The organism is Micrococcus sp. 140720015-1, assembly GCF_053627595.1.
Genome location: NZ_JBSEYC010000001.1, coordinates 382,366 through 406,826, shown reverse-complemented (window position 1 = coordinate 406,826; position 24,461 = coordinate 382,366). Strand labels below are relative to the sequence as shown.

Below are 24,461 nucleotides of genomic sequence, written 5' to 3'. Positions count from 1 at the left end.
CGGACGCCCCGCCCCGCTCGTGAGGAGCGGGACGGGGCGTCGGCGGGGGCACGGTGGGGACACCGTGCGGCGCAGGATCAGCGCTTCGAGAACTGCGAGGCCTTGCGGGCCTTCTTGAGGCCGGCCTTCTTGCGCTCGATGACGCGGGCGTCGCGGGTCAGGAAGCCGGCCTTCTTGAGCGCCGGGCGGTTGTGCTCGCGGTCGATCTCGTTGAGGGCGCGGGAGATGCCCAGGCGCAGCGCACCGGCCTGGCCGGAGGGGCCGCCGCCGTGGATGCGGGCGATCACGTCGTAGGCGCCGGTCAGCTCCAGCAGCGTGAAGGGGTCGGAGACCTCCTGCTGGTGCAGCTTGTTCGGGAAGTAGTTCTCCAGGGCGCGGCCGTTGATGGTCCACTGGCCGGAGCCGGGGACGAGGCGCACGCGGGCCACGGCCTCCTTGCGGCGGCCGACGGCGGAGCCGGGCACGGTCAGGGCCGGGCGCTCGGAGGCGACGGGGGCCTCAGAGGTGTAGCTCGTCAGCTCCACGTCGTCGTTCTCGTTGATGCTCATGGTTCTCCTCAGGGAAGGTCTGCGTCAGTGGCCCGCCGGGGTCACTGGGCGACCTGGCCGATCTCGAAGGTCTGGGGCTGCTGGGCGGTGTGCGGGTGCTCGGCGCCCTTGTACACCTTCAGCTTGGAGAGCTGCTGGGCGGCCAGCGAGTTCTTCGGGAGCATGCCCTTGACGGCCTTCTCCACGGCGCGGACCGGGTTGGTCTCGAGCAGCTCGGCGTAGGACTGCGACTTCAGGCCGCCCGGGTAGCCCGAGTGGCGGTAGGCGCGCTTCTTCTCGAGCTTGGCGCCGGTGAGGGCGACCTTCTCGGCGTTCACGATGATGACGTAGTCGCCCATGTCCATGTGGGGGGCGAACGTCGGCTTGTGCTTGCCGCGCAGGAGGGCGGCGGTGTGGGAGGCCAGGCGGCCGAGGACGACGTCGGTGGCATCGATGATGTGCCACTGACGGTCGGCGTCACCAGGCTTGGGAGAGTACGTACGCACGTTGTCTGCCTTCAGGGTCGGTGGTGGTCCACAGCGCCTGCCCGCCGGGTCGTGATTCCGGCGCGCTCGCGCTGTCAGTTCTCCGTGCGCGCCGGTCCCCCAGGTGAGGGCTGGAAGGCGTCCGGGCCCGATGCCCCGGGGGTGCGGCGCGAGCTGAAGGCCATGCAACTGAGCCACTCGCGGCACGACGCATCCGGGTGCGGGCATGCGCAACGTCCACCCATCCTACCGAACGCGGGCCCCGGAGCCAAAAGCCCCCGCCGCGGGCCACCCCGGCTCACAGGGTCCGCTTCGCCCGGGTGCCCTCGGCTCGCCGGCGCAGCTCCTCCGCCTCGTCGGGATAGCCGACGGCGAGCAGCGTCAGCCCCCCGGGCGGGGCGAGGCGCACCTCGGAGTCCCGGGCCGGCCTCGCCACCCGGTGCGCGAGCCAGCCGGGCTCGCGGGCCCCCTCCCCCACCTGCAGCAGCGCCCCGACGATCGCCCGGACCATGTTGTGGCAGAACGCGTCGGCCCGGATCCGGACGCGCACGACGCCGTCCTCGTCGCGTCGCACCTCCAGGCGCTGGACCTCGCGGATGGTCGTGGCGCCCTCGCGGGGCCGGCAGAAGGACAGGAAGTCGTGTAGTCCGAGGACGGCGTCGGCCTCCAGCGCCATGAGGCGATCGTCCAGGGCGGCGGCGTGCCAGTGGGTGAAGCCCCGCGTGCGCGGGTCACGCGCGGCGGGCGCGTCGTCGATCCGGTACTCGTATTCGCGCCACAGCGCGCTGAACCGCGCGTCGAAGCCCGCGGGGGCCCGCCGCGCCCCGTGCAGGACGACGGCCCCGCCCCACCCGGAGAGCACCCCGCCGAGGCGGCGGGTGAGAGAGGTGGCCGGCTCCAGGCCGGACCGGCCGCGGGTCAGGCCCGCCCACTCCGTCTCGGTCAGGTCGAGGTGGACGACCTGACCGTGCGCGTGCACCCCCGCGTCGGTGCGTCCGGCGACCACCGTGCGCACGGGCCGGCGCAGGATCCGCTCGAGCCCGTCCTCCAGCGCGCCCTGGACCGAGTCGAGACCGGGCTGGCGGGCCCAGCCGTGGAAGGCGCCGCCGTCGTAGGCCAGGTCCAGGCGGACTCGCACGGACGCGGGATCCCCGGGCGCCGGGGGGACGTCCGGGCGGTGCTGCTCGCTCATGCTGCTCCTCAAGCGGGTCGGGGCGGGGCCGGGGACGGCGAAGGGCCGCCCACCGGGAGGTGGACGGCCCTTCGCCGATGCGTCGTCACGGGGACGGACGCGGACTCACGCGATGGCGTCAGGCCATCTTCTGGGCGGCCTCGCCACCGGCGGGCTCGAAGCCCGCGGCCTTGGCCTCCTCGACGGTGGAGAACCAGACCTCGGCGGTGGTCTGGTCGTACCAGCGCGAGCCGGGGACGTGGTACTTCTTCGAGCTGGCGTTGCCCTTGATGGTGGCCTCGGCCGGAGCCGAGCCGTCCTCGTTGGTGGGCACGGCGCCGTCGATCTCGGCGGCGGTCTCCTGCGACTCGGCCACGGTGACCTCCTCGGTGGCGGCCGGGTCGACGGCCTCCACCGGGGTGGACTCGGCCGGGGCGGCCGGCGCGGACGCGGCGGCCTGCTCGGCCTCACGCACCACGGCCTGCTTGCCGGAGATCGGGTCCATGATCAGCTCGATCACGGCCATGGGCGCGTTGTCACCCTGGCGGTTGCCGATCTTGGTGATGCGGGTGTAGCCGCCGTTGCGCTCGGCCATCGCCGGGCCGATCACGGTGAACAGCTCGTGCACGACCGCCTTGTTGGTGCGGTTCTTGGCGGCGATGAGACCCTGCACCTTGCGGCGGGCCGGCAGATCGCCCTTCTTGGCGAAGGTGATCAGGCGCTCGGCGTACGGGCGCAGGCGCTTGGCGCGGGTGAGCGTCGTGGTGATCGACTTGTGCTCGAACAGCTGGGCGGACATGTTCGCCAGCATGATGCGCTCGTGGGCCGGGCTGCCGCCCAGACGCGGACCCTTGGTGGGGGTAGGCATGGTGTTTCTCCTCGGGTGGGACCCTTCAGCCGGCTGCGGCGTCGGGTCGAAGATGTCAGGTGGTGCGGAATCGGCTCAGAAGTCCGAGAACGGGTCGTCGTCCATCTGGCGCGCGTGCGCCTGCGGGTCGTAGCCGGCCGGCGAGTCCTTGAGGGACAGGCCCAGCTCCTGGAGCTTCTCCTTGACCTCGTCGATGGACTTCGCGCCGAAGTTGCGGATGTCCATCAGGTCGGCCTCGGAACGGCCCACGAGCTCACCCACGGTGTGGATGCCCTCGCGCTTGAGGCAGTTGTACGAGCGCACGGTGAGATCGAGCTCCTCAATCGGCTGGGCCAAGTCGGCGGAGCCCTCGACGACCTCGGGCTCATCGCCCAGGTCGATGCCCTCGGCCTCGACGTTGAGCGAGCGGGCCAGGCCGAACAGCTCGACCAGGGTGGAGCCGGCAGAGGCCACCGCGTCACGCGGCAGCATGTTCTCCTTGGTCTCCACGTCCAGGATCAGACGGTCGAAGTCGGTGCGCTGCTCCACACGGGTGGCCTCGACCTTGAAGGTCACCTTGAGGACCGGGGAGTAGATGGAGTCGACCGGGATGCGGCCGATCTCCGCGTCCGCAGACTTGTTCTGGGCGGCGGTCACGTAGCCGCGACCGCGCTCGATGGTCAGCTCCATGTCGAACTTGCCCTTCGCGTTCAGGGTCGCGATGTGCAGGTCCGGGTTGTGGATCTCGACGCCGGCCGGCGCGGTGATGTCCGCGGCGGTGACGACGCCGGCCCCCTGCTTGCGCAGGTAGGCCACCACGGGCTCGTCGTTCTCCGAGGAGACGGAGAGCTTCTTGATGTTGAGGATGATCTCGGTGACATCCTCCTTGACTCCGTTGACGGTGCTGAACTCGTGCAGCACGCCGTCCACGCGGATGCTGGTCACGGCAGCACCGGGGATCGACGAGAGCAGAGTGCGGCGCAGGGAGTTGCCGAGGGTGTAGCCGAAGCCGGGCTCCAGGGGCTCGATGACGAACCGGGAACGACGGTCGGAGACGACCTCTTCGGTCAGCGTGGGGCGCTGTGCAATGAGCACGGACATTTCCTTTCGGCGAGCGTCCGCCATATGACGCACGCGGTGGGTGGAAACGAGGACGGGGTGGGGGCAGGTCCGCAGACCTGTCCGCGTCCGCCCCGGGCGGGGGCGGACGCGGACACAGCGCTCAGGTCAGACGCGGCGGCGCTTCGCCGGGCGAGCGCCGTTGTGGGCCATGGGGGTGACGTCCTGGATGGACCCCACCTCGAGGCCGGCGGCCTGCAGGGAGCGGATGGCGGTCTCGCGGCCCGAGCCCGGACCCTTCACGAAGACGTCCACCTTCTTCATGCCGTGCTCCTGCGCACGCTTGGCGGCCTGCTCGGCGGCCATCTGCGCGGCGTACGGGGTCGACTTGCGCGACCCCTTGAAGCCGACCTCGCCGGACGAGGCCCAGGAGATGACGGCACCCGTGGTGTCCGTGATGGACACGATGGTGTTGTTGAACGTGCTCTTGATGTGGGCCTGGCCCACGGTGATGTTCTTGTTGGCCTTGCGACGCGGCTTGCGGGCAGCCGATGCGCGAGTCTTGGGGGGCATGTGATTCTCCTCCGGGAAAGCTGCTGGTGCTGATGCTGCGGGCGGGGCGTCCGGACGTGGACGCGGTCACCGCCGGTGCAGGATCACTTCTTCTTGCCGGCGACCGTCTTCTTGGGGCCCTTGCGGGTACGGGCGTTGGTCTTCGTGCGCTGGCCGCGCACCGGCAGGCCGCGGCGGTGGCGCAGGCCCTCGTAGGAGCCGATCTCCACCTTGCGACGGATGTCGGCGGCCACCTCGCGGCGGAGGTCGCCCTCCACCTTGTAGCTGCCCTCGATGTGGTCGCGCAGCTGCACCAGCTGCTCGTCGGAGAGGTCCTTCACGCGGATGTTCGGGTCGATGCCCGTGGCGGCGAGGGTCTCCTCAGCGCGGGTCTTGCCCACACCGTAGATGTACGTGAGTGCGATGATCACGCGCTTCTCGCGCGGAATGTCAACGCCTGCAAGACGAGCCATGTGGCCGTCCTCCTGTTCTTCTGCAGCAGGGGTCTGCACCAGGGACGTCCCGTACGACGCGGCGCTCGGCCACGCGGACCCGTCGTCGCGGCGCCGGGGAAGATCCGGCGTGCTCCGCGGCGGGCGTCCGCCGTCGTCGGTCTCCGGCCCCTGCGGCCGGAGGTGGGGGCCCTCCCCTCACGGGGTGGACCGCTGTCCCTGCTGTTCGGCCTGATGGCCGGTGGGTGGTGTGGTCAACGCGACGGCGTCGCTCCCCGGGCTCCCGGGGAGGCGATCAGCCCTGGCGCTGCTTGTGGCGCGGGTTCGAGCAGATCACCAGCACGCGGCCCTTACGGCGCACGACCTGGCACTTGTCACAAATCCGCTTCACGCTCGGCTGAACCTTCACGGCTCTTCCTCCTGCGCTCGCTTGGACGGGGGTTCTTACTTGTATCGGTACACGATCCGACCCCGGTTGAGGTCGTACGGGCTAAGCTCCACCACGACGCGATCCTCGGGGAGGATGCGGATGTAGTGCTGACGCATCTTTCCGGAGATCGTGGCGAGCACGACGTGCTCGTTCTGCAGACGGACCCGGAACATCGCGTTCGGCAATGCCTCCGACACCGTGCCCTCGACCTCGATGACACCTTCCTTCTTAGCCATGTCCTCCACAATCGTCATGCCCCGGGCACGGCCGCGGAGGGCCGGATGACGGGGCGGGAACGGGTCTGCTCGCGGGCGAACACGAGTGCGCGCACACGAACAACATTCGATGATACCGCATTTTCGAGCTGCGAACCAGCACAGACGACGACGGCCGCCCGGTCCGCCGGACGGGCGGGACGGACGGCCGACAGCTCGGGCCCCTCACTCCCCCGGCGGGACCGGGACCACGCCGAACCGGGCGAGCTCGGAGGCGCCTCCGTCGGGCGCGGTGAGCACCCACACACCGCCGTCGTGCCGGCAGACCGAGTGCTCCCACTGGCTCGCGCGGGCGCCGTCGAGGGTCACCACGGTCCAGTCGTCCGCGAGCACCTTCGTGTCGATGGAGCCGCGCACCAGCATCGGCTCGATGGCGAGCGCCAGACCGGAGCGGATCTTGGGCCCCCGGTGGCCGGTGCGGTAGTTGAACACGTCCGGCGGCAGGTGCATGGCCGAGCCGATGCCGTGCCCCACGTACTCCTCGAGGATGCCGAGCTCCTCGCCCGGCTGCGCCGAGACGAAGTCGTCGATGGCGTCCCCGATGTCCCCGACGTGGGTGGCGGAGGCGAAGGCCGCGATGCCGACCCAGAGCGCCTCCCGCGTGATCGCCGAGAGGCGCTCGTCGGCCGGGTCCGCGGTGCCGGCCTCGGAGGAGCCCAGGATCACCGTGCGGGCCGAGTCGGCGTGCCAGCCGTCCACGATCGCGCCCCCGTCGACCTTCAGCACGTCGCCGGTCTGCAGGACCCGGTCCCCGGGGATGCCGTGCACGACCTCGTCGTTGACCGAGGTGCAGATCGAGGCCGGGAAGTCGTAGTAGCCCAGGAAGTTGGACGTCGCACCGCGCTCGGCCAGCACGCCCGCGAACACGGCGTCCAGCTCCGCGGTGGTGACGCCCGGCGCGGCCGCGGCCAGCGTGGCGTCCAGGGCCTCGGACAGGACCACCCCCGCGCGCTGCATGGCCTGCAGCTGGGGGGCGGTCTTGAGCTCGAGCGAGCGGCGGCCGATCACGGGGTCAGGACTCCGCGCCCGGCTGGATGACGGGCAGGGAGCCCGTGGCGGCGCGCACGGAGTACACGGCCTGCAGCAGGCGCTCGGTGACGTCGTCGATCTGGCCGGTGCCGTCCACGCGGGCGACGATGCCGCGCTCCACGTACTCCTGGATGACGGACTCGGTCTCGCGGTGGTACAGGTCCAGGCGGTGCTCGATGACCTCCTGGGTGTCGTCCGCGCGGCCCTCGATCTCGGCGCGCTTGAGCAGGCGCTCCACGAGCTCCTCGTCGGGCACCTCCAGCTCGACGACGGCGGACAGCGACAGGCCGGCCTCGGCGAGCATGGCGTCCAGCGCCTCGACCTGGCCCTTCGTGCGCGGGTAGCCGTCCAGCAGGAAGCCGTGCTCCGCGTCGGCCTGGGCGATGCGGTCCGCGACCATGCGGTTCGTGACCTCATCGGGCACGAAGTCGCCGTTGTCGATGTACTTCTTGGCCTCGACGCCGAGCGGCGTCATCGACTTCACGTTGTGGCGGAAGATGTCACCGGTGGAGATCGGGACGATCCCCAGCTTGTCGGCGATCCGGGTGGCCTGGGTGCCCTTGCCGGAACCGGGAGGGCCCATGAGCAGCATGCGGGTCATCGTGTGTTCCTCACTGTCGATACGGACGGCGTTGCGGGATCGGGTCGGGGCTCAGCGCAGCAGGCCCTCGTAGTGGCGCTGCTCCATCTGTGCGCTGACCTGCTTCACGGTCTGGAGGCCGACGCCCACCATGATGAGGATGGACGTGCCGCCGAGCGGGAAGTTCTGGCTGGTGCCGATCACCGCGAAGGCGATCAGCGGGATCATGGCCACGATACCGAGGTAGAGGGCGCCCACGAACGTGATGCGGCTGATGACGTACTGCAGGTAACGCTCGGTGGGCCGGCCGGCGCGGACGCCGGGGATGAACCCGCCGTAGCGCTTCATGTTGTCCGAGATCTCCACCGGGTTGAACGTGATGGACACGTAGAAGTACGTGAAGCCGATGATGAGCAGGAAGTACAGGGCCATGTACACCGGGTGGTCGCCGGGGCCGAAGTACCGGCTCAGCCACGTGATCCACGGGGCCGGCGCACTGCCGTCCTGCGGCGTGTTGAACTCGATGAGGATGCCCGGGAGCATCAGCACGGAGGAGGCGAAGATGACCGGGATGACGTTGGCCATGTTCACCTTGACCGGGATGTAGGTGCTCGACCCGCCCACGGTCCGCGAGCCGATCTGCCGCTTGGCGTACTGGACCGGGATCCGGCGCTGCGACTCCTCCACGAAGACGATGGCCAGCATGGTGAGCAGGCCGATCCCCATGACGATCGCGAACACGCGCCAGCCCTGCGTCTGGACCACCTGGCCGAGGCCGGCCGGGAAGCCCGCCGCGATGGAGGTGAAGATCAGCAGGGACATGCCGTTGCCCACGCCGTTCTCGGTGATCCGTTCGCCGAACCACATGACGATGAGACAGCCGGTGGTCAGGGCGATGACCACGAGCAGCACCGTGAGGATGGAGCCGTCGCGCAGCAGCGGCAGGCTGCATCCGAGCAGCGCCCCGGTGCGGGCCAGCGAGGCCATCGTGGTCGCCTGCAGCAGGGCGAGGGCGAGGGTCAGGTAGCGGGTGTACTGCGTCAGCGTCGCCTGGCCCTGCGGGCCCTCCTGGTGGAGCTGCTCGAAGCGAGGGATCACCACGCGCAGCAGCTGCACGATGATCGACGCCGTGATGTAGGGCATGATGCCGAGCGCGAAGACGGACACCTGCAGGAGCGCCCCGCCCGAGAACATGTTCACGAAGGAGTACAGGCCGCCCTGGGCGTTGCCCGCCGCGAGGCACTGCTGCACCGCCGGATAGTCCACCCCGGGGGCCGGCACGAAGGCGCCCATCCGGTACACGGCGATGAGCCCGAGCGTGAAGGCGATCTTCCGCAACAGGTCAGGCGTCCGGACGATCCGGGCGATGGCCTTGAGCACGAGTCCTCCTGCGGTGGTCCTGTGGGGCGCGCGCCGGCCGCGGGGCGGGGCACGAGACGGCGGCCACACCGGGGCGGCCGCTGTGCGAGTCTACACGGACGGACCGAGGGCCCTGGTCCGGAGCGGCTGCTCCGGACCAGGGCCCTCGATCGATGGGTCGGCGTGTCAGAGGGTCTCGGTGGACCCGCCGGCGGCCTGGATCTTCTCCACGGCGGACGAGGAGAAGGCGTTCGCCTTCACCTGCACGGCCGAGGTGATCTCCCCCGTGCCCAGCACCTTGACGGGCTGGCCGCGACGGACGAGGCCCTTGGACACGAGCGCGTCCACGGTGACCTCACCGCCCTCGGGGAAGTGCGCGGAGAGCTTGTCCAGGTTCACGACCTGGTACTCCGTGCGGAACGGGTTCTTGAAGCCGCGGAGCTTCGGCAGACGCATCTGCAGGGGCAGCTGGCCGCCCTCGAAGCCCGCACGGACCTGGTAACGGGCCTTGGTGCCCTTGGTGCCGCGACCGGCGGTCTTGCCCTTCGACGCCTCACCGCGACCCACGCGGGTCTTGGCGGTCTTGGCACCGGGGGCCGGACGCAGGTCGTGGACCTTGATGGCGTCGTTGTCAGCCATTGTTGACCTCCTCCACGGACACCAGGTGCGGCACGGTGTTGACCATGCCGACCGTCACCGCGTCGGCCTTGCGGGTGACCTGGTGGCCGATCCGCTTCAGGCCCAGCGAGCGCAGGGTGTCCCGATGGTTCTGCTTGGAGCCCGTGACGCCGCGGGTCTGGGTGATGACCAGGGTGGCGTCCGAGGGCTGGATGTTCTTGCGAGTGGGCTCAAACACGGCTCACGCACCTGCCTTCGCGCTCTTCTGGGCGCGATCGTTCTCCATGGTGCGCAGCATCGCATGGGGGGCGATCTCGTCCAGGGCCTTGCCGCGGCGGGCGGCGACGGCCTGGGGCTCTTCCAGCTTCTTGAGGGCGTCCACGGTGCCGCGCACGATGTTGATCGCGTTCACGGAGCCCATGGACTTGGACAGCACGTCGTGGATGCCGGCGCACTCGAGCACGGCGCGCACCGGACCGCCGGCGATCACGCCGGTACCCGGGGAGGCCGGGCGGAGCAGCACGACGCCGGCGGCGTCCTCACCCTGCACCAGGTGCGGGATGGTGGAGCCGACGCGGGGGACGCGGAAGAAGGACTTCTTGGCCTCCTCCACGGCCTTCTGGATCGCGGCGGGGACCTCCTTCGCCTTGCCGTAGCCGACGCCGACGGTGCCGTCGCCGTCACCCACCACCACGAGGGCGGTGAAGGAGAAGCGGCGGCCGCCCTTGACGACCTTGGAGACGCGGTTGATGCCCACGACGCGCTCGAGGAACTGGTCCTTCTCGTCGTCCTGGGCGCCACGACGGTTGCGGTCGTCGCGACGGCCGCCACGACGATCGCCGTCACGGCCACCGCGGCCGCCGTCGCGACCGCCGCGGCCACCGGTGGCGCGCTCGGTGGTCTGGCTCGCCGAGCCCGACCCGGTCTCGGAGACGGTGGTCTCGGTGCTCTCGGTCACCTGAGTGTCCTTCTGGTTGATGTTCTCGGTCACAGCTGCAGCCCACCCTCTCGCGCACCGTCGGCCACGGCCGCGACGCGCCCGTGGTACTTGTTGCCGCCGCGGTCGAAGACCACGGCCTCGATGCCGGCCGCCTTGGCACGCTCGGCGACGAGCTCGCCCACGCGCTTGGCCTTGGCCGTCTTGTCGCCCTCGAGCGCACGCACGTCGGCCTCCATGGTGGAGGCGTACGCGAGCGTACGGCTCTGCGTGTCGTCCACGACCTGCACGAACATGTGCCGTGCAGAGCGGTTGACGACGAGGCGGGGACGGACGGTGGTGCCGGAGATCCGCTTGCGCACCCGGAGGTGGCGGCGGGTGCGGGCGTTGAACTTGCCCTTGCCCTTCACCTTCAGAGTAGACATCACTTACCTGCCTTTCCGGCCTTGCGGCGGATCTGCTCGCCCGCGTAGCGCACGCCCTTGCCCTTGTACGGGTCGGGGCGGCGCAGCTTGCGGATGTTGGCGGCGGTCTCGCCGACCTGCTGCTTGTCGATACCGGCGACGGTGACCTTGTTGCCCTCCACCGTGAAGGTGATGCCCTGGGGCGCCTTCACCGGGACGGGGTGGGAGTAGCCCAGGGCGAACTCGAGGTCCTGGCCCTTGGCCTGCACGCGGTAGCCGGTGCCGACGACCTCGAGCTGCTTGGAGAAGCCGTTGGTCACGCCCTCGACCATGTTGCTGATGAGGGTGCGGGTCAGACCGTGCAGGGAGCGGGACTCACGCTCGTCGTCGGGGCGGGCCACGGTGACCTGCCCCTCCTCGAGGGTGGCCGTGATGGGCGTGGGCAGCGAGTGCTCGAGCTGGCCCTTGGGGCCCTTCACGGAGACGCGGTCGCCGTCGATGGTCACATCGACGCCGGCGGGGATGGTGATCGGGAGACGTCCGATTCGAGACATGTCAGTTCAGCCTTTCTTCCGTCTTGCCCGTCACCAGACGTAGGCGAGGACTTCTCCGCCCACGCCCTTCTTGGCGGCCTGCTGGTTCGTGAGGAGACCAGAGGAGGTGGACAGGATGGCGATGCCGAGGCCGCCCAGCACGTGGGGCAGGTTCGTGGACTTCGCGTACACGCGCAGGCCCGGCTTGGAGATGCGGCGCAGGCCGGCGATCGCACGCTCACGCTGCGGGCCGAACTTCAGGTCGATGGTCAGCTTCTTGCCGACCTCGGCCTCCTCCTCGCGCCAGTCCTGGATGTAGCCCTCGGCCTTGAGGATCTCGGCGACGCGAGTCTTCAGCTTCGAGGACGGCATGGACACGGTGTCGTGGTAGGCCGAGTTTGCGTTGCGCAGACGGGTCAGCATGTCTGCGACGGGATCGGTCATGGTCATGTGGGCTTCACGCCCTTTCTCGCCGTGGTTTCCGCCACCGGTTCACCGGTGGAGGACCTGTGGCGTGGAGGTCTTACTGGTCGGTCTTGAACGGGAAGCCCAGCGCCTTGAGCAGCGCCCGGCCCTCGTCGTCGTTCTTGGCGGTCGTCACCACGGTGATGTCCATGCCGCGCACGCGGTCGATCTTGTCCTGATCGATCTCGTGGAACACGGTCTGCTCGGACAGGCCGAAGGTGTAGTTGCCGTTGCCGTCGAACTGGCGGTCGGACAGGCCGCGGAAGTCACGGATGCGCGGCAGCGCGAGCGTGACCAGGCGGTCCAGGAACTCCCACATGCGGTCGCCCCGGAGCGTGGCGTGCGTGCCGATGGGCATGCCCTCACGCAGCTTGAACTGCGCGATGGACTTGCGGGCCTTGGTGATCATCGGCTTCTGGCCGGTGATGGCGGTGAGGTCGGCGACCGCGCCGTCGATGATCTTGGAGTCCTTGGCGGCCTCGCCGACGCCCATGTTGACGACGACCTTCACGAGACCCGGCACCTGCATGACGTTCCCGTACTGGAACTGCTCCTGCAGGGCGCCGCGGATCTCGTCGCGGTACTTGGTCTTCAGACGCGGGGTGACCTTCTCGGTCTGCTGCACCTCGGTCATCACAGCTCCTTCCCCGAGGCCTTGGCGAAGCGGACCTTCACGGTCTTGCTCACGCCGTCCTTCTCGACGGTCTCGAAGCGGTAGCCCACACGGGTCGGCTTCTTGGTCTCCGGGTCCACCACGGCCACGTTCGAGATGTGGATCGGGGCCTCGACGACCTGCAGGCCGCCCTCGGTGGAGCCGTTGTTGTCCTGGCCGGCGCGCAGGTGCTTGGTCACGCGGTTCACGCCCTCGACGAGCACGCGCTCATCCGCCGGGAACACGCGCAGGACCTTGCCCTGCTTGCCCTTGTCCTTGCCACTGATGACCTGGACGAGGTCGTCCTTCTTGATCTTGGCCATGAGGTCAGATCACCTCCGGGGCGAGCGACACGATCTTCATGAACTTCTTGTCACGCAGCTCGCGACCCACGGGGCCGAAGATGCGCGTGCCACGGGGCTCGCCGTCGGTCTTCAGGATGACCGCCGCGTTCTCGTCGAACTTGATGTACGAGCCGTCGGGACGGCGGGACTGCTTGCGGGTGCGGACCACCACGGCCTTGACGACGTCGCCCTTCTTGACGTTGCCGCCGGGGATGGCGTCCTTGACGGTGGCGACGATGGTGTCGCCGATGCCTGCGTAGCGGCGTCCGGAACCGCCGAGAACACGGATGGTCAGGATTTCCTTCGCACCGGTGTTGTCGGCGACCTTGAGCCGCGACTCCTGCTGGATCACTTGTCTCTCCTAGCGTCGCGCCGGTTCTCCCCCACGATGGGCGAGCCTTGCGGAACGGTTGAACGGGCATCCCGGGACGCTTACCCCTCCCCCGAGGCGGGCCTCCCGCCGTCGTCCCCCGGCGACGCGTGTTCAGACAGCGTCGGGGAGGTCGAGAGCGGAGGGGCGCGCAGGGCAGGGCCGAGGCGGATCCGGGATCGGCGTGCGCGGCCCTCGGCACACAGGATGGATGGTCCTGCCAACGAGAGGGCGCACGAATATCAGAGTTTAACGCACAAGGCCGCCCCGTGCCAGTGCACGGGGCGGCCCTCTGCGTCGCCGGCCCTCAGGGGGCCGGGTCGATCACTTGGCGCGCTCGACGATCTCCACCAGGCGCCACCGCTTGGAGGCGGACAGCGGGCGGGTCTCGGCGATGCGGACGCGGTCGCCCACGCCGGCGGTGTTGTCCTCGTCGTGCGCCTTCACGCGCTTCGAGGTCTTCAGCACCTTGCCGTAGAGCGAGTGCTTCTTGCGGTCCTCGACCTCGACGACGATGGTCTTGTCCATCTTGTCGGAGACGACGATGCCACGGAGGGCCTTGCGGTAGCCGCGCTCCTCGGAGACGGCCGGGGTCTGCTCGGTCACTTGGCAGCCTCCTCGTTCTTCTCGGCCTGCGCCTCGGCGGCGACATCGCCGCGGATGCCCAGCTCGCGCTCGCGCAGGATCGTGTAGATGCGCGCGATGTCACGCTTGACGGCCTTCAGCCGGCTGGCGTTGTCCAGCTGACCGGTGGCGGCCTGGAAGCGCAGGTTGAACAGCTCCTCCTTGGAGGACTTCAGGGCCTCCAGCAGGCGGACGTTGTCCATCCCGTCCAGGGACTCGACGTTCAGATCCTTGGTGCCGATCGCCATGGGATCACTCACCACCCTCTCGACGGATGATACGGGCCTTCAGCGGCAGCTTGTGGATGGCCAGGCGGAGCGCCTCGCGGGCGACGTCCTCCGTGACACCCGACAGCTCGAAGAGCACGCGTCCGGGCTTGACGTTGGCGACCCACCACTCCGGCGAGCCCTTGCCGGAGCCCATGCGGGTCTCGGCGGGCTTCTTGGTGAGCGGACGGTCCGGGTAGATGTTGATCCAGACCTTGCCGCCACGCTTGATGTAGCGGGTCATGGCGATACGGGCGGCCTCGATCTGACGGTTGGTCACATAGGCCGGCGTGAGCGCCTGGATGCCCCACTCGCCGAACGTCACGGTGGTGCCGCCCTTGGCGGCGCCGGAACGCTTGGGGTGGTGCTGCTTGCGGTGCTTGACGCGACGGGGGATCAGCATCAGGCGTTGCCTCCTTCAGCGGGAGCGGCGGCCGGGGTCTCGGCGCCGGCGCCGGCGTTCTCCTGGCGGGGAGCACGCTCGGCGCGATCGTTGCGACGACGACGCTCGCCGCCGCCACGGCGCTCGCCGCCACGGCCACGGCCGGAGGGCTGCGCGGCCTCCTTGGCCGCGAGCTCCTTGGCGGTCAGGTCGCCCTTGTAGATCCAGACCTTCACGCCGATGCGGCCGAAGGTGGTCTTGGCCTCGAACTTGCCGAAGTCGATGTTCGCGCGGAGGGTGTGCAGCGGCACGCGACCCTCGCGGTAGAACTCCGAGCGGCTCATCTCGGCGCCGCCGAGGCGGCCGGAGCACTGGATGCGGATGCCATGCGCGCCGGCGCGCATGGCGGACTGGATCGCCTTCTTCATCGCACGGCGGAACGCCACGCGGGAGGCGAGCTGCTCGGCCACACCCTGCGCCACCAGCTGGGCATCGGTCTCGGGGTTCTTGACCTCGAGGATGTTCAGCTGGATCTGCTTGCCGGTGAGCTTCTCGAGCTCACCGCGGATGCGGTCGGCCTCGGCGCCGCGGCGGCCGATCACGATGCCCGGACGCGCGGTGTGGATGTCCACGCGCACGCGGTCACGGGTGCGCTCGATCTCCACCTTGGAGATGCCGGCGCGCTCCATGCCGGTGGTCATCAGCTCGCGGATCTTGACGTCCTCCTTGAGGAAGTCAGCGTAGCGCTGGCCCTCCTTGTGGGAGTCCGCGAACCAGTGCGAGACGTGGTCGGTGGTGATGCCGAGGCGGAACCCGTTGGGGTTGATCTTCTGTCCCATTGTCAGTTCCCACCCTTCTCGTCCTTGGACGCGACGACCACGGTCACGTGGCTCGTGCGCTTGTTGATGCGGTACGCGCGGCCCTGAGCACGGGGCTGGAACCGCTTCATGGTCGGGCCCTCGTCCACGAAGGCCTCGGTGATGTAGAGGGCGTCCTCGTCGAAGGCCTGGCCCTCGCGGTCCGCCTTGGCGCGGGCGTTCGCCACCGCGGAGGCCACCAGCTTGTACACCGGCTCCGAAGCGCCCTGCTGGGCGAACTTCAGGATGGCCAGTGCTTCGGTGGCCTGCTTGCCACGGACCAGGTCGACGACGCGCCGGGCCTTCATCGGCGTCACGCGCAGGTGGCGCGCAATTGCCTTGGCTTCCATTGCTTCTCTCTTTCGATTCTCGAGAAGGTCAAGCGTGCTGTGCCCTCAGGCTCAGCGGCGCTTGCCCTTCTTGTCGTCCTTCACGTGGCCGCGGTAGGTCCGGGTCGGGGCGAACTCGCCCAGCTTGTGACCCACCATGGACTCGGTGACGAACACCGGGACGTGCTTGCGTCCGTCGTGGACCGCGATGGTGTGACCCAGCATGTCCGGGATGATCATCGACCGGCGGGACCAGGTCTTGATGACGTTCTTGCTGCCCTTCTCGTTCTCGGCCAGAACCTTCAGGTAGAGGTGCTGATCGACGAAGGGGCCCTTCTTCAGGCTGCGAGGCATGTCTTCCCTGCTCCCTTATCGCTTGTTCTTGCCGGTACGACGGCGACGCACGATGAGCTTGTCGCTTTCCTTGTTCGGACGACGCGTGCGGCCCTCGGGCTTGCCGTTCCGGTTGACGGGGTGACGACCGCCGGAGGTCTTGCCCTCGCCACCGCCGTGCGGGTGGTCGACCGGGTTCATGACGACGCCGCGGACGGTCGGGCGAACGCCCTTCCAGCGCATGCGGCCGGCCTTGCCCCAGTTGATGTTCGACTGCTCGGCGTTGCCGACCTCGCCGATCGTGGCGCGGCAGCGCACGTCGACGTTGCGGATCTCACCGGAGGGCAGGCGCAGCTGGGCGTACTTGCCCTCGCGGGCGACCAGCTGCACGGACGCGCCGGCGGAGCGGGCCATCTTGGCGCCGCCGCCGGGGCGCAGCTCCACCGCGTGGATGGTGGTGCCCACGGGGATGTTGCGCATCGGCAGGTTGTTGCCGGGCTTGATGTCGGCGTTCGGGCCGGCCTCGACGACGTCGCCCTGCTTCAGCTTGGCCGGGGCCAGGATGTAGCGCTTGGCGCCGTCCGCGTAGTGCAGCAGCGCGATGCGCGCGGTGCGGTTCGGGTCGTACTCGATGTGCGCGACGGTGGCGGGCACGCCGTCCTTGTCGTGGCGACGGAAGTCGACCAGGCGGTACTGGCGCTTGTGGCCGCCGCCCTTGTGACGGGTGGTGATGCGGCCGGTGTTGTTGCGGCCGCCGGTCTTGTGCAGCGGACGGAGAAGGGACTTCTCCGGCGTGGACCGGGTGATCTCTGCGAAGTCGGCCACGGACGAGCCACGCAGGCCCGGGGTGGTCGGCTTGTACTTACGGATAGCCATGTGTCAGTTCCTCGATTAAGTGGTCTCCGCACGCCGATCAGGCGAGCGGACCTCCGAAGATGTCGATGGTCCCGTCCTTGAGCGTGACGATGGCACGCTTGGTGGACTTGCGCTGGCCCCACCCGAAGCGGGTGCGACGGCGCTTGCCGGAACGGTTCAGGGTGTTGACCGAGGCCACGTCGACGTTGAAGATGCGCTCCACCGCCTGCTTGATCTCGGACTTGTTGGAGCGCGGGTCGACCAGGAAGGTGTACTTGCCCTCGTCGATCAGACCGTAGCTCTTCTCCGACACGACGGGAGCGATGATCACGTCGCGGGGATCCTTGTTGATGGAGCCGCTCACTGGGCATCCTCCTTCTTGGCGCCGGAAGCCTGGGCCACGTACGCCTCGTAGGCCGCCTGGGTGAACACGACGTCGTCGGAGACGAGCACGTCGTAGGTGTTCAGCTGGTCGGCGTACAGGGTGTGGACCGCAGGCAGGTTGCGGGCGGACAGGGCGGCGACGTCGTCGGCCCGGTCGATCACCAGCAGCACGTTCTTGCGGCCGGTGTTCAGGGACGCGAGGCCCGCCTTGGCGGCCTTGGTGGACGGGGTGGTCCCGGACACGAGGGCCTCGATGACGTGGACGCGGCCGTTGCGGGCGCGGTCCGACAGGGCACCGCGCAGGGCGGCGGCCTTCATCTTCTTGGGGGTGCGCTGCGAGTAGTCACGCGGGGTCGGGCCGTGGACGATGCCGCCGCCGGTCATGTGCGGGGCGCGGATGGAGCCCTGACGGGCGCGGCCGGTGCCCTTCTGCTTGAACGGCTTGCGACCGGCGCCGGACACCTCGCCGCGGCGCTTCGTCTTGTGCGTGCCCTGGCGGGCGGCGGCGAGCTGGGCGACGACGACCTGGTGCATGAGCGGCACGTTGGACTGCACGTCGAAGAGCTCGGCGGGCAGATCGACCTGGACGGTCTTCACGGAGTTCTCAGCCATGGTCTCAGGCTCCCTTCACGGCGCTGCGGACGAGCACGACCTGGCCCTTGGAGCCGGGCACCGCGCCCTTGATCAGCAGGAGGTTGTTCTCCACGTCGATGCCGTGGAGGGTCAGGTTCATGGTGGTCTGGCGCACGGCGCCCATGCGACCGGGCATGCGCTGGCCCTTGAACACGCGGCCGGGGGTGGACGCGCCGCCCACGGAGCCGGGCTTGCGGTGGTTCTTGTGCTGGCCGTGCGAGGCGCCCACACCGGCGAAGCCGTGGCGCTTCATGGCGCCGGCGAAGCCCTTGCCCTTGGTGGTGCCCACGACGTCGACCTTCTGGCCGGCCTCGAAGACCTCCACGGTCACGTCCTGGCCGAGCGAGTACTCGGCGGCGTCGGCGGTGCGCAGCTCGACGAGGTGGCGACGCGGGGTCACGCCGGCCTTCTCGAAGTGACCGGCCAGGGGCTTGGTCACGCGGCGGGGATCGATCTGGCCGTAGGCGATCTGCACGGCGGTGTAGCCGTCGGTCTCCTCGGAGCGCAGCTGGGTGACGACGTTCGGGTCTGCCTTGACCACGGTCACGGGGATGAGCTTGTTGTCCTCATCCCAGACCTGGGTCATGCCGAGCTTCGTGCCCAGCAGGCCCTTGATGTTCTGGGTGTTGGTCATAGTCTCTCAGCACCTCCCTCTCAGAGCTTGATCTCGATGTTGACGTCCGCGGGCAGGTCCAGTCGCATGAGCGAGTCGACGGCCTTCGGGGTCGGGTCGATGATGTCGATGAGCCGCTTGTGGGTGCGCATCTCGAAATGCTCGCGGCTGTCCTTGTACTTGTGGGGAGAACGGATAACGCAGTACACGTTCTTCTCCGTCGGCAGCGGCACGGGGCCGACCACCGTCGCGCCTGCGCGCGTGACCGTGTCAACGATCTTGCGGGCCGAGACGTCGATGACCTCGTGGTCGTACGACTTCAGCCGGATGCGGATCTTCTGTCCCGCCATGGCGTCACGCCTCTCTCGTCGGGTGTGCTGTTCCTGTCCCTGTGCGGCGGATCGGGTCCGCCTTCTTGTCCTCCACCCGCGCGGGGCGAATCCGGTCGGGCCGGGTTCCTCGCCGCCGCCGGACTCCGGTCCACGCGGTCGGGCGTGTCGCATTCCTGGGAGGGCACACGCCTGTGGTGGGTCGGAGTGGTGACGTCACATCTGGGCCGAGCTGCCGCCGCGAGACACACGACGACAGCGCAATGGCGCTTGAGCAACCGAATCAGTATAGACAGAAGCGGGCCCGGTCCGCCAATCGGCGGGCCGGGCCCGGCGGTCCCCCGGCTCAGCGGCCCCACTGGGTGGGCGGGCCGGCGTTGAGCAGCAGGGTGAAGACGACGGCGACCACGGCGACCGCCAGGAGCGCGCTGACCACCGGATGGCGCAGCACCACGACGAGGAGCCGTTCGAGGGGCCGCCGCTCCCCCGTCGCGCGGTCCACGACCTGCCACCGCGACGCCGGCTCGCCGCGCCGCCGCTGGGCCCGCTCGAACGGGACCGTCATGAACGGGACGATCGTCGAACCGAGGCCGAGGAGCCCGCGGGCCACGGGCCATCGCCCGTCGATCCACACGGCGACCGTCACCACGAGGTAGCAGAGGAACACGAAGCCGTGGACGCCGCCGGCGATCGGCACCACCCGCTCCGTGACGCCGCCGTACTTGAGGCCCATGGCGATCAGCAGACCGGCCCAGGTGAACATCTCGGCCATCGCCGTCACGGCGAAGAGGCGGCGCGGACCGGGCAGGCTCATCGCTCCAGCTCCCCGCCGCGGTTCGCGCGCCGAATGCGCCGGGCACGGTCGATTTCGGGACGGAAGGTCCGCAGCGCCCAGCGCACGGCCACGACGGCCACGGCGAGCACCACGATGAGGATGAGCAGTTCAGGCATGCTCCCCAGCCTAGCGGCCGCCGCCGCGCCGTCGTCGGACACGGCGACGCCCCCGCCTCCGGGAGACCCGGAGACGGGGGCGTCGCGCGTCAGCGGCTCAACGGAGCCACGAGACGGGATGCGTCAGATCACTTGGTGATCTTGGTGACGCGGCCGGAGCCCACGGTGCGGCCACCCTCGCGGATGGCGAAGCCAAGGCCCTCCTCCATGGCGATCGGCTGGATGAGCTCGACCGACATCTCGGTGGTGTCGCCGGGCATGACCATCTCGGTGCCCTCGGGCAGCGTGATGACGCCGGTGACGTCGGTGGTGCGGAAGTAGAACTGCGGGCGGTAGTTCGAGTAGAACGGGTTGTGACGGCCACCCTCGTCCTTGGACAGGATGTACACGTTCGCCTCGAAGTTGGTGTGCGGGGTGATGGAGCCCGGCTCCACCACGACCTGGCCGCGCTCGACGTCGTCGCGCTTCAGGCCGCGCAGCAGCAGACCGCAGTTCTCGCCGGCCCAGGCCTCGTCGAGCTGCTTGTGGAACATCTCGATGCCGGTGACGGTGGTCTTCTGCACGTCGCGGATGCCGACGATCTCGACCTCGGAGTTGATCTTCAGGGTGCCGCGCTCGGCGCGACCGGTCACCACGGTGCCACGACCGGTGATGGTGAAGACGTCCTCGATCGGCATCAGGAACGGCTTGTCCTTGTCGCGGACCGGGTCCGGGATGAACTCGTCCACGGCCTCCATGAGGTCCTCGACGGACTTGACCCACTGGGCGTCGCCCTCGAGGGCCTTCAGACCGGAGGTGCGGATGACCGGGGCCTCGTCGCCGTCGAAGTCCTGGGAGGACAGCAGCTCGCGGACCTCCATCTCGACGAGCTCGAGGAGCTCCTCGTCCTCGACCATGTCCGACTTGTTCAGGGCCACGAGCAGGGCCGGCACGCCGACCTGGCGGGCCAGGAGCACGTGCTCGCGGGTCTGGGCCATCGGGCCGTCGGTGGCGGCGACCACGAGGATCGCACCGTCCATCTGAGCGGCGCCGGTGATCATGTTCTTGATGTAGTCGGCGTGACCGGGGGCGTCCACGTGGGCGTAGTGACGCTTCTCGGTCTGGTACTCCACGTGGGAGATGTTGATGGTGATGCCGCGCTGACGCTCCTCGGGGGCGGAGTCGATCGTCGCGAAGTCACGGGCCTCGTTCAGGTCCGGGTACTTGTCGTACAGGACCTTCGAGATGGCGGCGGTCAGCGTGGTCTTGCCGTGGTCAACGTGGCCGATGGTGCCGATGTTGACGTGCGGCTTCGTCCGCTCGAACTTTGCCTTTGCCACTAGTTCCTCCTAAGAACTGGTTCATCGTCAAGAAGACTGCTCAGCCGCCTGCGACGTGCTGACAACTTGACTGAGTCTACTCGGATGGTGCGGGGTTGGGGAAATCCCGGCCTCACGAGGGCCAGTCCGGTTCCAGGCCGTCGGGACCGCCGGAAGCGGACCGGACCTGACCCGTCCTGATCGCGGACCGCCGCGCCGGGGAGGGCGGTCCGGTCGCCCCGGGCCGGCCGCGGCTGCGGCGGCCGACCCGGGGCAGGTTGTTCAGAGCAGGTGACCTGCGGTCACTCGCCCTGGGACTTCTGGATGATCTCGTCCGCCACGGCCTTGGGGACCTCGGCGTAGGAGTGGAAGGTCATCGAGTACACCGCGCGGCCCTGCGTCTTGGAGCGCAGGTCGCCGATGTAGCCGAACATCTCCGACAGCGGCACGAGGGCGTTGACCACCTTCACGCCGGTGGCGTCCTCCATGGACTGGATCTGGCCGCGGCGGGAGTTCAGGTCGCCGATGACGTCGCCCATGAACTCCTCGGGGGTGCGGACCTCCACGGCCATCAGCGGCTCGAGGATGATCGGGGTGGCCTTGCGGACACCCTCCTTGAAGGCCTGGGAGCCGGCGATCTTGAACGCCATCTCCGAGGAGTCGACGTCGTGGTACGCGCCGTCGAGCAGAGTGGCCTTCACGCCGACCATCGGGTAGCCGGCCAGCACGCCGAACTGCATGGCGTCCTGGATGCCCGCGTCCACCGAGGGGATGTACTCGCGGGGCACGCGACCGCCGGTGACGGCGTTCTCGAACTCGTAGACCTCGCCGTCGGCGGTGTCCAGGGGCTCGAAGGACAGCTGCACCTTGGCGAACTGGCCGGAGCCGCCGGTCTGCTTCTTGTGCGTGTAGTCGACCTTGTCGACCTTGCGCTTGATGGTCTCGCGGTACGCGACCTGGGGCTTGCCCACGTTGGCCTCGACCTTGAACTCGCGCTTCATGCGGTCCACGAACACGTCCAGGTGGAGCTCGCCCATGCCGCCGATCTCGGTCTGGCCGGTCTCCTCGTTGAGGTTCACGCGGAACGTGGGGTCCTCGGCGACGAGCTTCTGGATGGCGGTGGAGAGCTTCTCCTGGTCACCCTTGGTCTTCGGCTCGATGGCCACGGAGATCACGGGCTCCGGGAAGGTCATCGACTCGAGGATGATCGGGTTGGCGGGATCGCACAGGGTGTCGCCCGTGGTGGTGTCCTTGAGGCCGATCACGGCGTAGATGTGGCCGGCGACCACCTCGTCCACCGGGTTCTCCTTGTTGGCGTGCATCTGGAACAGCTTGCCGATGCGCTCCTTCTTGCCCTTGGTGGCGTTGAGGATCTGCGCACCGGACTCCAGGCGGCCGGAGTACACGCGGATGAAGGTCAGCGTGCCGAAGAAGGGGTGCGTGGCGATCTTGAAGGCGAGGGCCGAGAACGGGGCCTCCTTCGACGCCTCACGCTCCAGCACCTCCTCCTCGTCGTTCACGGCGTGGCCCTTGACGGAGCCGGCGTCCAGCGGGTTCGGCAGGTAGGCGACCACGGCGTCCAGCATCGGCTGCACGCCACGGTTCTTGAACGCGGAGCCGCAGAACACCGGGTAGGCCTCAGCGTCCACGGTCAGCTGGCGCACGCCGGCCTGGATCTCCTCGACGGTGAGCTCCTCGCCCTCGAGGTACTTCTCCATGAGCTCCTCGGAGGTCTCAGCGACGGCCTCGACGAGCTCGTTGCGGTACTCCTCGGCCTTCTCCTGGAGCTCGGCGGGGATCTCGCGGGTCTCGTAGGAGGCGCCCATGGTGACGTCGCCCTTGGCGTCGCCCGGCCACACGAAGGCCTTCATGGAGATCAGGTCGACGACGCCCACGAAGTCGTTCTCGGCGCCGATCGGCAGCTGCATCACGAGCGGACGCGCGCCGAGGCGCTTCACGATCGTGTCGACGGTGAAGTAGAAGTCCGCGCCCAGCTTGTCCATCTTGTTGACGAAGCAGATGCGGGGGACGTTGTACTTGTCCGCCTGGCGCCACACGGTCTCCGACTGGGGCTCCACGCCCTCCTTGCCGTCGAACACGGCGACGGCCCCGTCGAGCACGCGCAGCGAGCGCTCCACCTCGACCGTGAAGTCCACGTGGCCGGGGGTGTCGATGATGTTGATCTGGTGGTCGTTCCAGAAGCAGGTCACCGCGGCGGAGGTGATGGTGATGCCGCGCTCCTTCTCCTGCTCCATCCAGTCCGTCGTCGCGCCACCGTCGTGGGTCTCGCCCAGCTTGTGGTTGACACCCGTGTAGAACAGGATGCGCTCGGTGGTGGTGGTCTTGCCGGCATCGATGTGGGCCATGATGCCGATGTTGCGGACCTTGTGCAGGTCGGTCAGCACGTCCTGTGCCACGGTGTCTCCCTTGGTCGGGTGGAATGGGGGGCTCGTGAGGTGGATGCGGTGGGTGGCCCGTCCGAGAGGACGCACCTGCGGCCCGAGGCGCGGATCGCGCGCCCCGGGCCACACGGATCACCAGCGGTAGTGGGCGAAGGCCTTGTTGGCCTCGGCCATCTTGTGGGTGTCCTCGCGACGCTTCACGGCGCCGCCCAGGCCGTTCGAGGCGTCCAGGATCTCGTTCATCAGGCGCTCGGTCATGGTCTTCTCACGGCGGGCCTTGGAGAAGCCGACCAGCCAGCGCAGGGCCAGGGCCGTGGAGCGGCCCGGCTTGACCTCGACGGGCACCTGGTAGGTGGCGCCGCCGACGCGGCGGGAGCGCACCTCGAGGGCCGGCTTGATGTTGTCCATGGCCTTCTTGAGGGTGGCCACGGGATCGGCGCCGTTCTTGGCACGGGCGCCCTCGAGCGCGCCGTACACGATGCGCTCGGCGGTGGACTTCTTGCCGTCGATGAGCACCTTGTTGATCAGCTGCGTGACCAGCGGGGAGCCGTAGACGGGATCGACGACGAGGGGGCGCTTCGGCGCAGGACCCTTACGAGGCATTACTTCTTCTCCTTCTTGGCGCCGTAGCGGGAGCGGGCCTGGCCGCGGTTCTTCACGCCCTGGGTGTCGAGGGCGCCGCGCACGATCTTGTAGCGCACGCCGGGCAGGTCCTTCACACGACCGCCGCGGACGAGCACGATCGAGTGCTCCTGCAGGTTGTGGCCCTCGCCGGGGATGTAGGCGGTGACCTCGATGCCGCCGTTCAGGCGCACACGGGCGACCTTGCGCAGCGCCGAGTTCGGCTTCTTGGGCGTGGTGGTGTACACACGGGTGCACACGCCACGACGCATGGGGTTCCCCTGCAGGGCAGGGGCCTTCGTATTGACGACCTTGGGTGAGCGGCCCTTGCGGACCAGCTGCTGAATCGTAGGCACTCTTCAGCCTTCCTGTGTTTCGGTGATCGCTGACGTGATCGACCGGCGCCCGGGGCGCCGGCTGCTCGTTCCTCTGCTCTGCCTCTCCCTGTGGGGGCTCGCAACGAGCAGACGTCCGCAGGCGTGCAAAAGTGTGGCA

38 protein-coding genes are annotated in these 24,461 nt (G+C 69.0%); all 38 read right to left on the bottom strand.

The features are described 5' to 3' along the window. Positions 1–77: 77 nt before the first annotated feature. The 38 genes from rpsI to rpsL all read right to left on the bottom strand — a co-directional run bounded on the left by rpsI (position 78) and on the right by rpsL (position 24,322). Positions 78–548, bottom strand: coding sequence for a 30S ribosomal protein S9 (gene rpsI, locus ACUXPL_RS01950; RefSeq protein ID WP_454181542.1), 471 nt, complete (start codon positions 546–548; stop codon positions 78–80). 41 nt (positions 549–589) lie between these two features. Continuing rightward, the gene (gene rplM / locus ACUXPL_RS01945; protein WP_036337972.1) at positions 590–1,033 is read right to left on the bottom strand and encodes a 50S ribosomal protein L13; all 444 of its coding nucleotides are present in this window, start codon (positions 1,031–1,033) and stop codon (positions 590–592) included. Between the two features lie 277 nt (positions 1,034–1,310). Next, the gene (locus ACUXPL_RS01940) at positions 1,311–2,204 is read right to left on the bottom strand and encodes a tRNA pseudouridine synthase A (protein ID WP_454181540.1); all 894 of its coding nucleotides are present in this window, start codon (positions 2,202–2,204) and stop codon (positions 1,311–1,313) included. Between the two features lie 118 nt (positions 2,205–2,322). Beyond that, positions 2,323–3,051, bottom strand: a complete 729-nt coding sequence (gene rplQ / locus ACUXPL_RS01935) for a 50S ribosomal protein L17, sunset domain variant (protein ID WP_115165964.1) — start codon at positions 3,049–3,051, stop codon at positions 2,323–2,325. Positions 3,052–3,126: 75 nt separating this feature from the next. Continuing rightward, positions 3,127–4,125 (bottom strand): DNA-directed RNA polymerase subunit alpha, encoded by a 999-nt coding sequence (locus tag ACUXPL_RS01930; RefSeq protein WP_454181538.1) that lies wholly within the window; start codon positions 4,123–4,125, stop codon positions 3,127–3,129. A 132-nt stretch (positions 4,126–4,257) separates the two neighbouring features. Further along, positions 4,258–4,662, bottom strand: a complete 405-nt coding sequence (rpsK, locus tag ACUXPL_RS01925) for a 30S ribosomal protein S11 (protein ID WP_002857513.1) — start codon at positions 4,660–4,662, stop codon at positions 4,258–4,260. 83 nt (positions 4,663–4,745) lie between these two features. Next, the gene (rpsM, locus tag ACUXPL_RS01920; RefSeq protein ID WP_017487821.1) at positions 4,746–5,114 is read right to left on the bottom strand and encodes a 30S ribosomal protein S13; all 369 of its coding nucleotides are present in this window, start codon (positions 5,112–5,114) and stop codon (positions 4,746–4,748) included. A 274-nt stretch (positions 5,115–5,388) separates the two neighbouring features. Then, complete coding sequence (gene rpmJ / locus ACUXPL_RS01915) at positions 5,389–5,502, bottom strand: 50S ribosomal protein L36 (RefSeq protein WP_002857509.1); 114 nt, start codon at positions 5,500–5,502, stop codon at positions 5,389–5,391. 35 nt (positions 5,503–5,537) lie between these two features. Next, the gene (infA, locus tag ACUXPL_RS01910) at positions 5,538–5,759 is read right to left on the bottom strand and encodes a translation initiation factor IF-1 (RefSeq protein ID WP_010080397.1); all 222 of its coding nucleotides are present in this window, start codon (positions 5,757–5,759) and stop codon (positions 5,538–5,540) included. Between the two features lie 204 nt (positions 5,760–5,963). Continuing rightward, positions 5,964–6,806, bottom strand: coding sequence for a type I methionyl aminopeptidase (gene map / locus ACUXPL_RS01905; RefSeq protein ID WP_180535980.1), 843 nt, complete (start codon positions 6,804–6,806; stop codon positions 5,964–5,966). Between the two features lie 4 nt (positions 6,807–6,810). Beyond that, positions 6,811–7,428, bottom strand: a complete 618-nt coding sequence (locus ACUXPL_RS01900; protein WP_078025927.1) for an adenylate kinase — start codon at positions 7,426–7,428, stop codon at positions 6,811–6,813. A gap of 51 nt (positions 7,429–7,479) precedes the next feature. After that, positions 7,480–8,787 (bottom strand): preprotein translocase subunit SecY, encoded by a 1,308-nt coding sequence (gene secY, locus ACUXPL_RS01895; protein WP_454181536.1) that lies wholly within the window; start codon positions 8,785–8,787, stop codon positions 7,480–7,482. A gap of 165 nt (positions 8,788–8,952) precedes the next feature. Then, entirely contained in the window at positions 8,953–9,405 is a 453-nt protein-coding gene (gene rplO / locus ACUXPL_RS01890; RefSeq protein ID WP_036317776.1) for a 50S ribosomal protein L15, read from the bottom strand. Beyond that, entirely contained in the window at positions 9,398–9,622 is a 225-nt protein-coding gene (rpmD, locus tag ACUXPL_RS01885; protein ID WP_002857502.1) for a 50S ribosomal protein L30, read from the bottom strand. The genes rplO and rpmD overlap by 8 nt, the downstream gene beginning before the upstream one ends. 3 nt (positions 9,623–9,625) lie before the next feature. Then, positions 9,626–10,375: a 30S ribosomal protein S5 gene (gene rpsE / locus ACUXPL_RS01880; protein WP_002857500.1), complete on the bottom strand. Its 750-nt coding sequence runs from the start codon at positions 10,373–10,375 to the stop codon at positions 9,626–9,628. Beyond that, positions 10,372–10,746, bottom strand: a complete 375-nt coding sequence (gene rplR / locus ACUXPL_RS01875) for a 50S ribosomal protein L18 (RefSeq protein WP_002857498.1) — start codon at positions 10,744–10,746, stop codon at positions 10,372–10,374. Before rplR ends, rpsE begins: the two co-directional genes overlap by 4 nt. Next, positions 10,746–11,279: a 50S ribosomal protein L6 gene (gene rplF / locus ACUXPL_RS01870; RefSeq protein ID WP_036381545.1), complete on the bottom strand. Its 534-nt coding sequence runs from the start codon at positions 11,277–11,279 to the stop codon at positions 10,746–10,748. The genes rplR and rplF overlap by 1 nt, the downstream gene beginning before the upstream one ends. Before the next feature lie 30 nt (positions 11,280–11,309). After that, complete coding sequence (rpsH, locus tag ACUXPL_RS01865) at positions 11,310–11,708, bottom strand: 30S ribosomal protein S8 (RefSeq protein ID WP_002857494.1); 399 nt, start codon at positions 11,706–11,708, stop codon at positions 11,310–11,312. A gap of 73 nt (positions 11,709–11,781) precedes the next feature. Then, positions 11,782–12,357, bottom strand: coding sequence for a 50S ribosomal protein L5 (gene rplE, locus ACUXPL_RS01860; RefSeq protein ID WP_036317773.1), 576 nt, complete (start codon positions 12,355–12,357; stop codon positions 11,782–11,784). Continuing rightward, the gene (gene rplX / locus ACUXPL_RS01855; RefSeq protein WP_036317770.1) at positions 12,357–12,698 is read right to left on the bottom strand and encodes a 50S ribosomal protein L24; all 342 of its coding nucleotides are present in this window, start codon (positions 12,696–12,698) and stop codon (positions 12,357–12,359) included. The genes rplE and rplX overlap by 1 nt, the downstream gene beginning before the upstream one ends. 4 nt (positions 12,699–12,702) lie before the next feature. Continuing rightward, a complete protein-coding gene (rplN, locus tag ACUXPL_RS01850) occupies positions 12,703–13,071 on the bottom strand; it encodes a 50S ribosomal protein L14 (RefSeq protein ID WP_002857487.1) in 369 nt (122 codons plus the stop codon). 342 nt (positions 13,072–13,413) lie between these two features. Further along, positions 13,414–13,695: a 30S ribosomal protein S17 gene (gene rpsQ, locus ACUXPL_RS01845; RefSeq protein ID WP_141842839.1), complete on the bottom strand. Its 282-nt coding sequence runs from the start codon at positions 13,693–13,695 to the stop codon at positions 13,414–13,416. After that, on the bottom strand, positions 13,692–13,961 hold the full coding sequence (rpmC, locus tag ACUXPL_RS01840; protein ID WP_454181904.1) for a 50S ribosomal protein L29: 270 nt from the start codon (positions 13,959–13,961) through the stop codon (positions 13,692–13,694). Before rpmC ends, rpsQ begins: the two co-directional genes overlap by 4 nt. Before the next feature lie 4 nt (positions 13,962–13,965). Further along, positions 13,966–14,382, bottom strand: a complete 417-nt coding sequence (gene rplP / locus ACUXPL_RS01835; RefSeq protein ID WP_036317764.1) for a 50S ribosomal protein L16 — start codon at positions 14,380–14,382, stop codon at positions 13,966–13,968. Continuing rightward, on the bottom strand, positions 14,382–15,200 hold the full coding sequence (gene rpsC / locus ACUXPL_RS01830; protein WP_454181534.1) for a 30S ribosomal protein S3: 819 nt from the start codon (positions 15,198–15,200) through the stop codon (positions 14,382–14,384). The genes rplP and rpsC overlap by 1 nt, the downstream gene beginning before the upstream one ends. A gap of 2 nt (positions 15,201–15,202) precedes the next feature. Then, positions 15,203–15,568, bottom strand: coding sequence for a 50S ribosomal protein L22 (rplV, locus tag ACUXPL_RS01825; RefSeq protein WP_454181532.1), 366 nt, complete (start codon positions 15,566–15,568; stop codon positions 15,203–15,205). Between the two features lie 51 nt (positions 15,569–15,619). Then, positions 15,620–15,901 (bottom strand): 30S ribosomal protein S19, encoded by a 282-nt coding sequence (gene rpsS, locus ACUXPL_RS01820; protein ID WP_002857475.1) that lies wholly within the window; start codon positions 15,899–15,901, stop codon positions 15,620–15,622. A gap of 15 nt (positions 15,902–15,916) precedes the next feature. Further along, positions 15,917–16,756, bottom strand: a complete 840-nt coding sequence (gene rplB, locus ACUXPL_RS01815; RefSeq protein WP_010080386.1) for a 50S ribosomal protein L2 — start codon at positions 16,754–16,756, stop codon at positions 15,917–15,919. A gap of 37 nt (positions 16,757–16,793) precedes the next feature. Next, positions 16,794–17,099, bottom strand: a complete 306-nt coding sequence (gene rplW, locus ACUXPL_RS01810) for a 50S ribosomal protein L23 (protein WP_002857471.1) — start codon at positions 17,097–17,099, stop codon at positions 16,794–16,796. After that, positions 17,096–17,731, bottom strand: coding sequence for a 50S ribosomal protein L4 (gene rplD, locus ACUXPL_RS01805; RefSeq protein WP_036381542.1), 636 nt, complete (start codon positions 17,729–17,731; stop codon positions 17,096–17,098). The genes rplW and rplD overlap by 4 nt, the downstream gene beginning before the upstream one ends. A 4-nt stretch (positions 17,732–17,735) precedes the next feature. Beyond that, a complete protein-coding gene (gene rplC, locus ACUXPL_RS01800; RefSeq protein ID WP_036317759.1) occupies positions 17,736–18,386 on the bottom strand; it encodes a 50S ribosomal protein L3 in 651 nt (216 codons plus the stop codon). A 20-nt stretch (positions 18,387–18,406) separates the two neighbouring features. After that, the gene (gene rpsJ / locus ACUXPL_RS01795) at positions 18,407–18,715 is read right to left on the bottom strand and encodes a 30S ribosomal protein S10 (protein WP_002857463.1); all 309 of its coding nucleotides are present in this window, start codon (positions 18,713–18,715) and stop codon (positions 18,407–18,409) included. A gap of 325 nt (positions 18,716–19,040) precedes the next feature. Further along, positions 19,041–19,508 (bottom strand): DUF3817 domain-containing protein, encoded by a 468-nt coding sequence (locus ACUXPL_RS01790; protein WP_454181530.1) that lies wholly within the window; start codon positions 19,506–19,508, stop codon positions 19,041–19,043. Continuing rightward, the gene (locus ACUXPL_RS01785; protein WP_162833779.1) at positions 19,505–19,645 is read right to left on the bottom strand and encodes a hypothetical protein; all 141 of its coding nucleotides are present in this window, start codon (positions 19,643–19,645) and stop codon (positions 19,505–19,507) included. Before ACUXPL_RS01785 ends, ACUXPL_RS01790 begins: the two co-directional genes overlap by 4 nt. A gap of 128 nt (positions 19,646–19,773) precedes the next feature. After that, positions 19,774–20,964, bottom strand: coding sequence for an elongation factor Tu (gene tuf, locus ACUXPL_RS01780; protein WP_036381538.1), 1,191 nt, complete (start codon positions 20,962–20,964; stop codon positions 19,774–19,776). Between the two features lie 281 nt (positions 20,965–21,245). Next, entirely contained in the window at positions 21,246–23,360 is a 2,115-nt protein-coding gene (gene fusA, locus ACUXPL_RS01775) for an elongation factor G (protein ID WP_454181528.1), read from the bottom strand. Positions 23,361–23,477: 117 nt separating this feature from the next. Next, a complete protein-coding gene (rpsG, locus tag ACUXPL_RS01770) occupies positions 23,478–23,948 on the bottom strand; it encodes a 30S ribosomal protein S7 (RefSeq protein ID WP_002854788.1) in 471 nt (156 codons plus the stop codon). After that, the gene (gene rpsL, locus ACUXPL_RS01765) at positions 23,948–24,322 is read right to left on the bottom strand and encodes a 30S ribosomal protein S12 (protein ID WP_002854787.1); all 375 of its coding nucleotides are present in this window, start codon (positions 24,320–24,322) and stop codon (positions 23,948–23,950) included. Before rpsL ends, rpsG begins: the two co-directional genes overlap by 1 nt. Between the last annotated feature and the right edge of the window lie 139 nt (positions 24,323–24,461).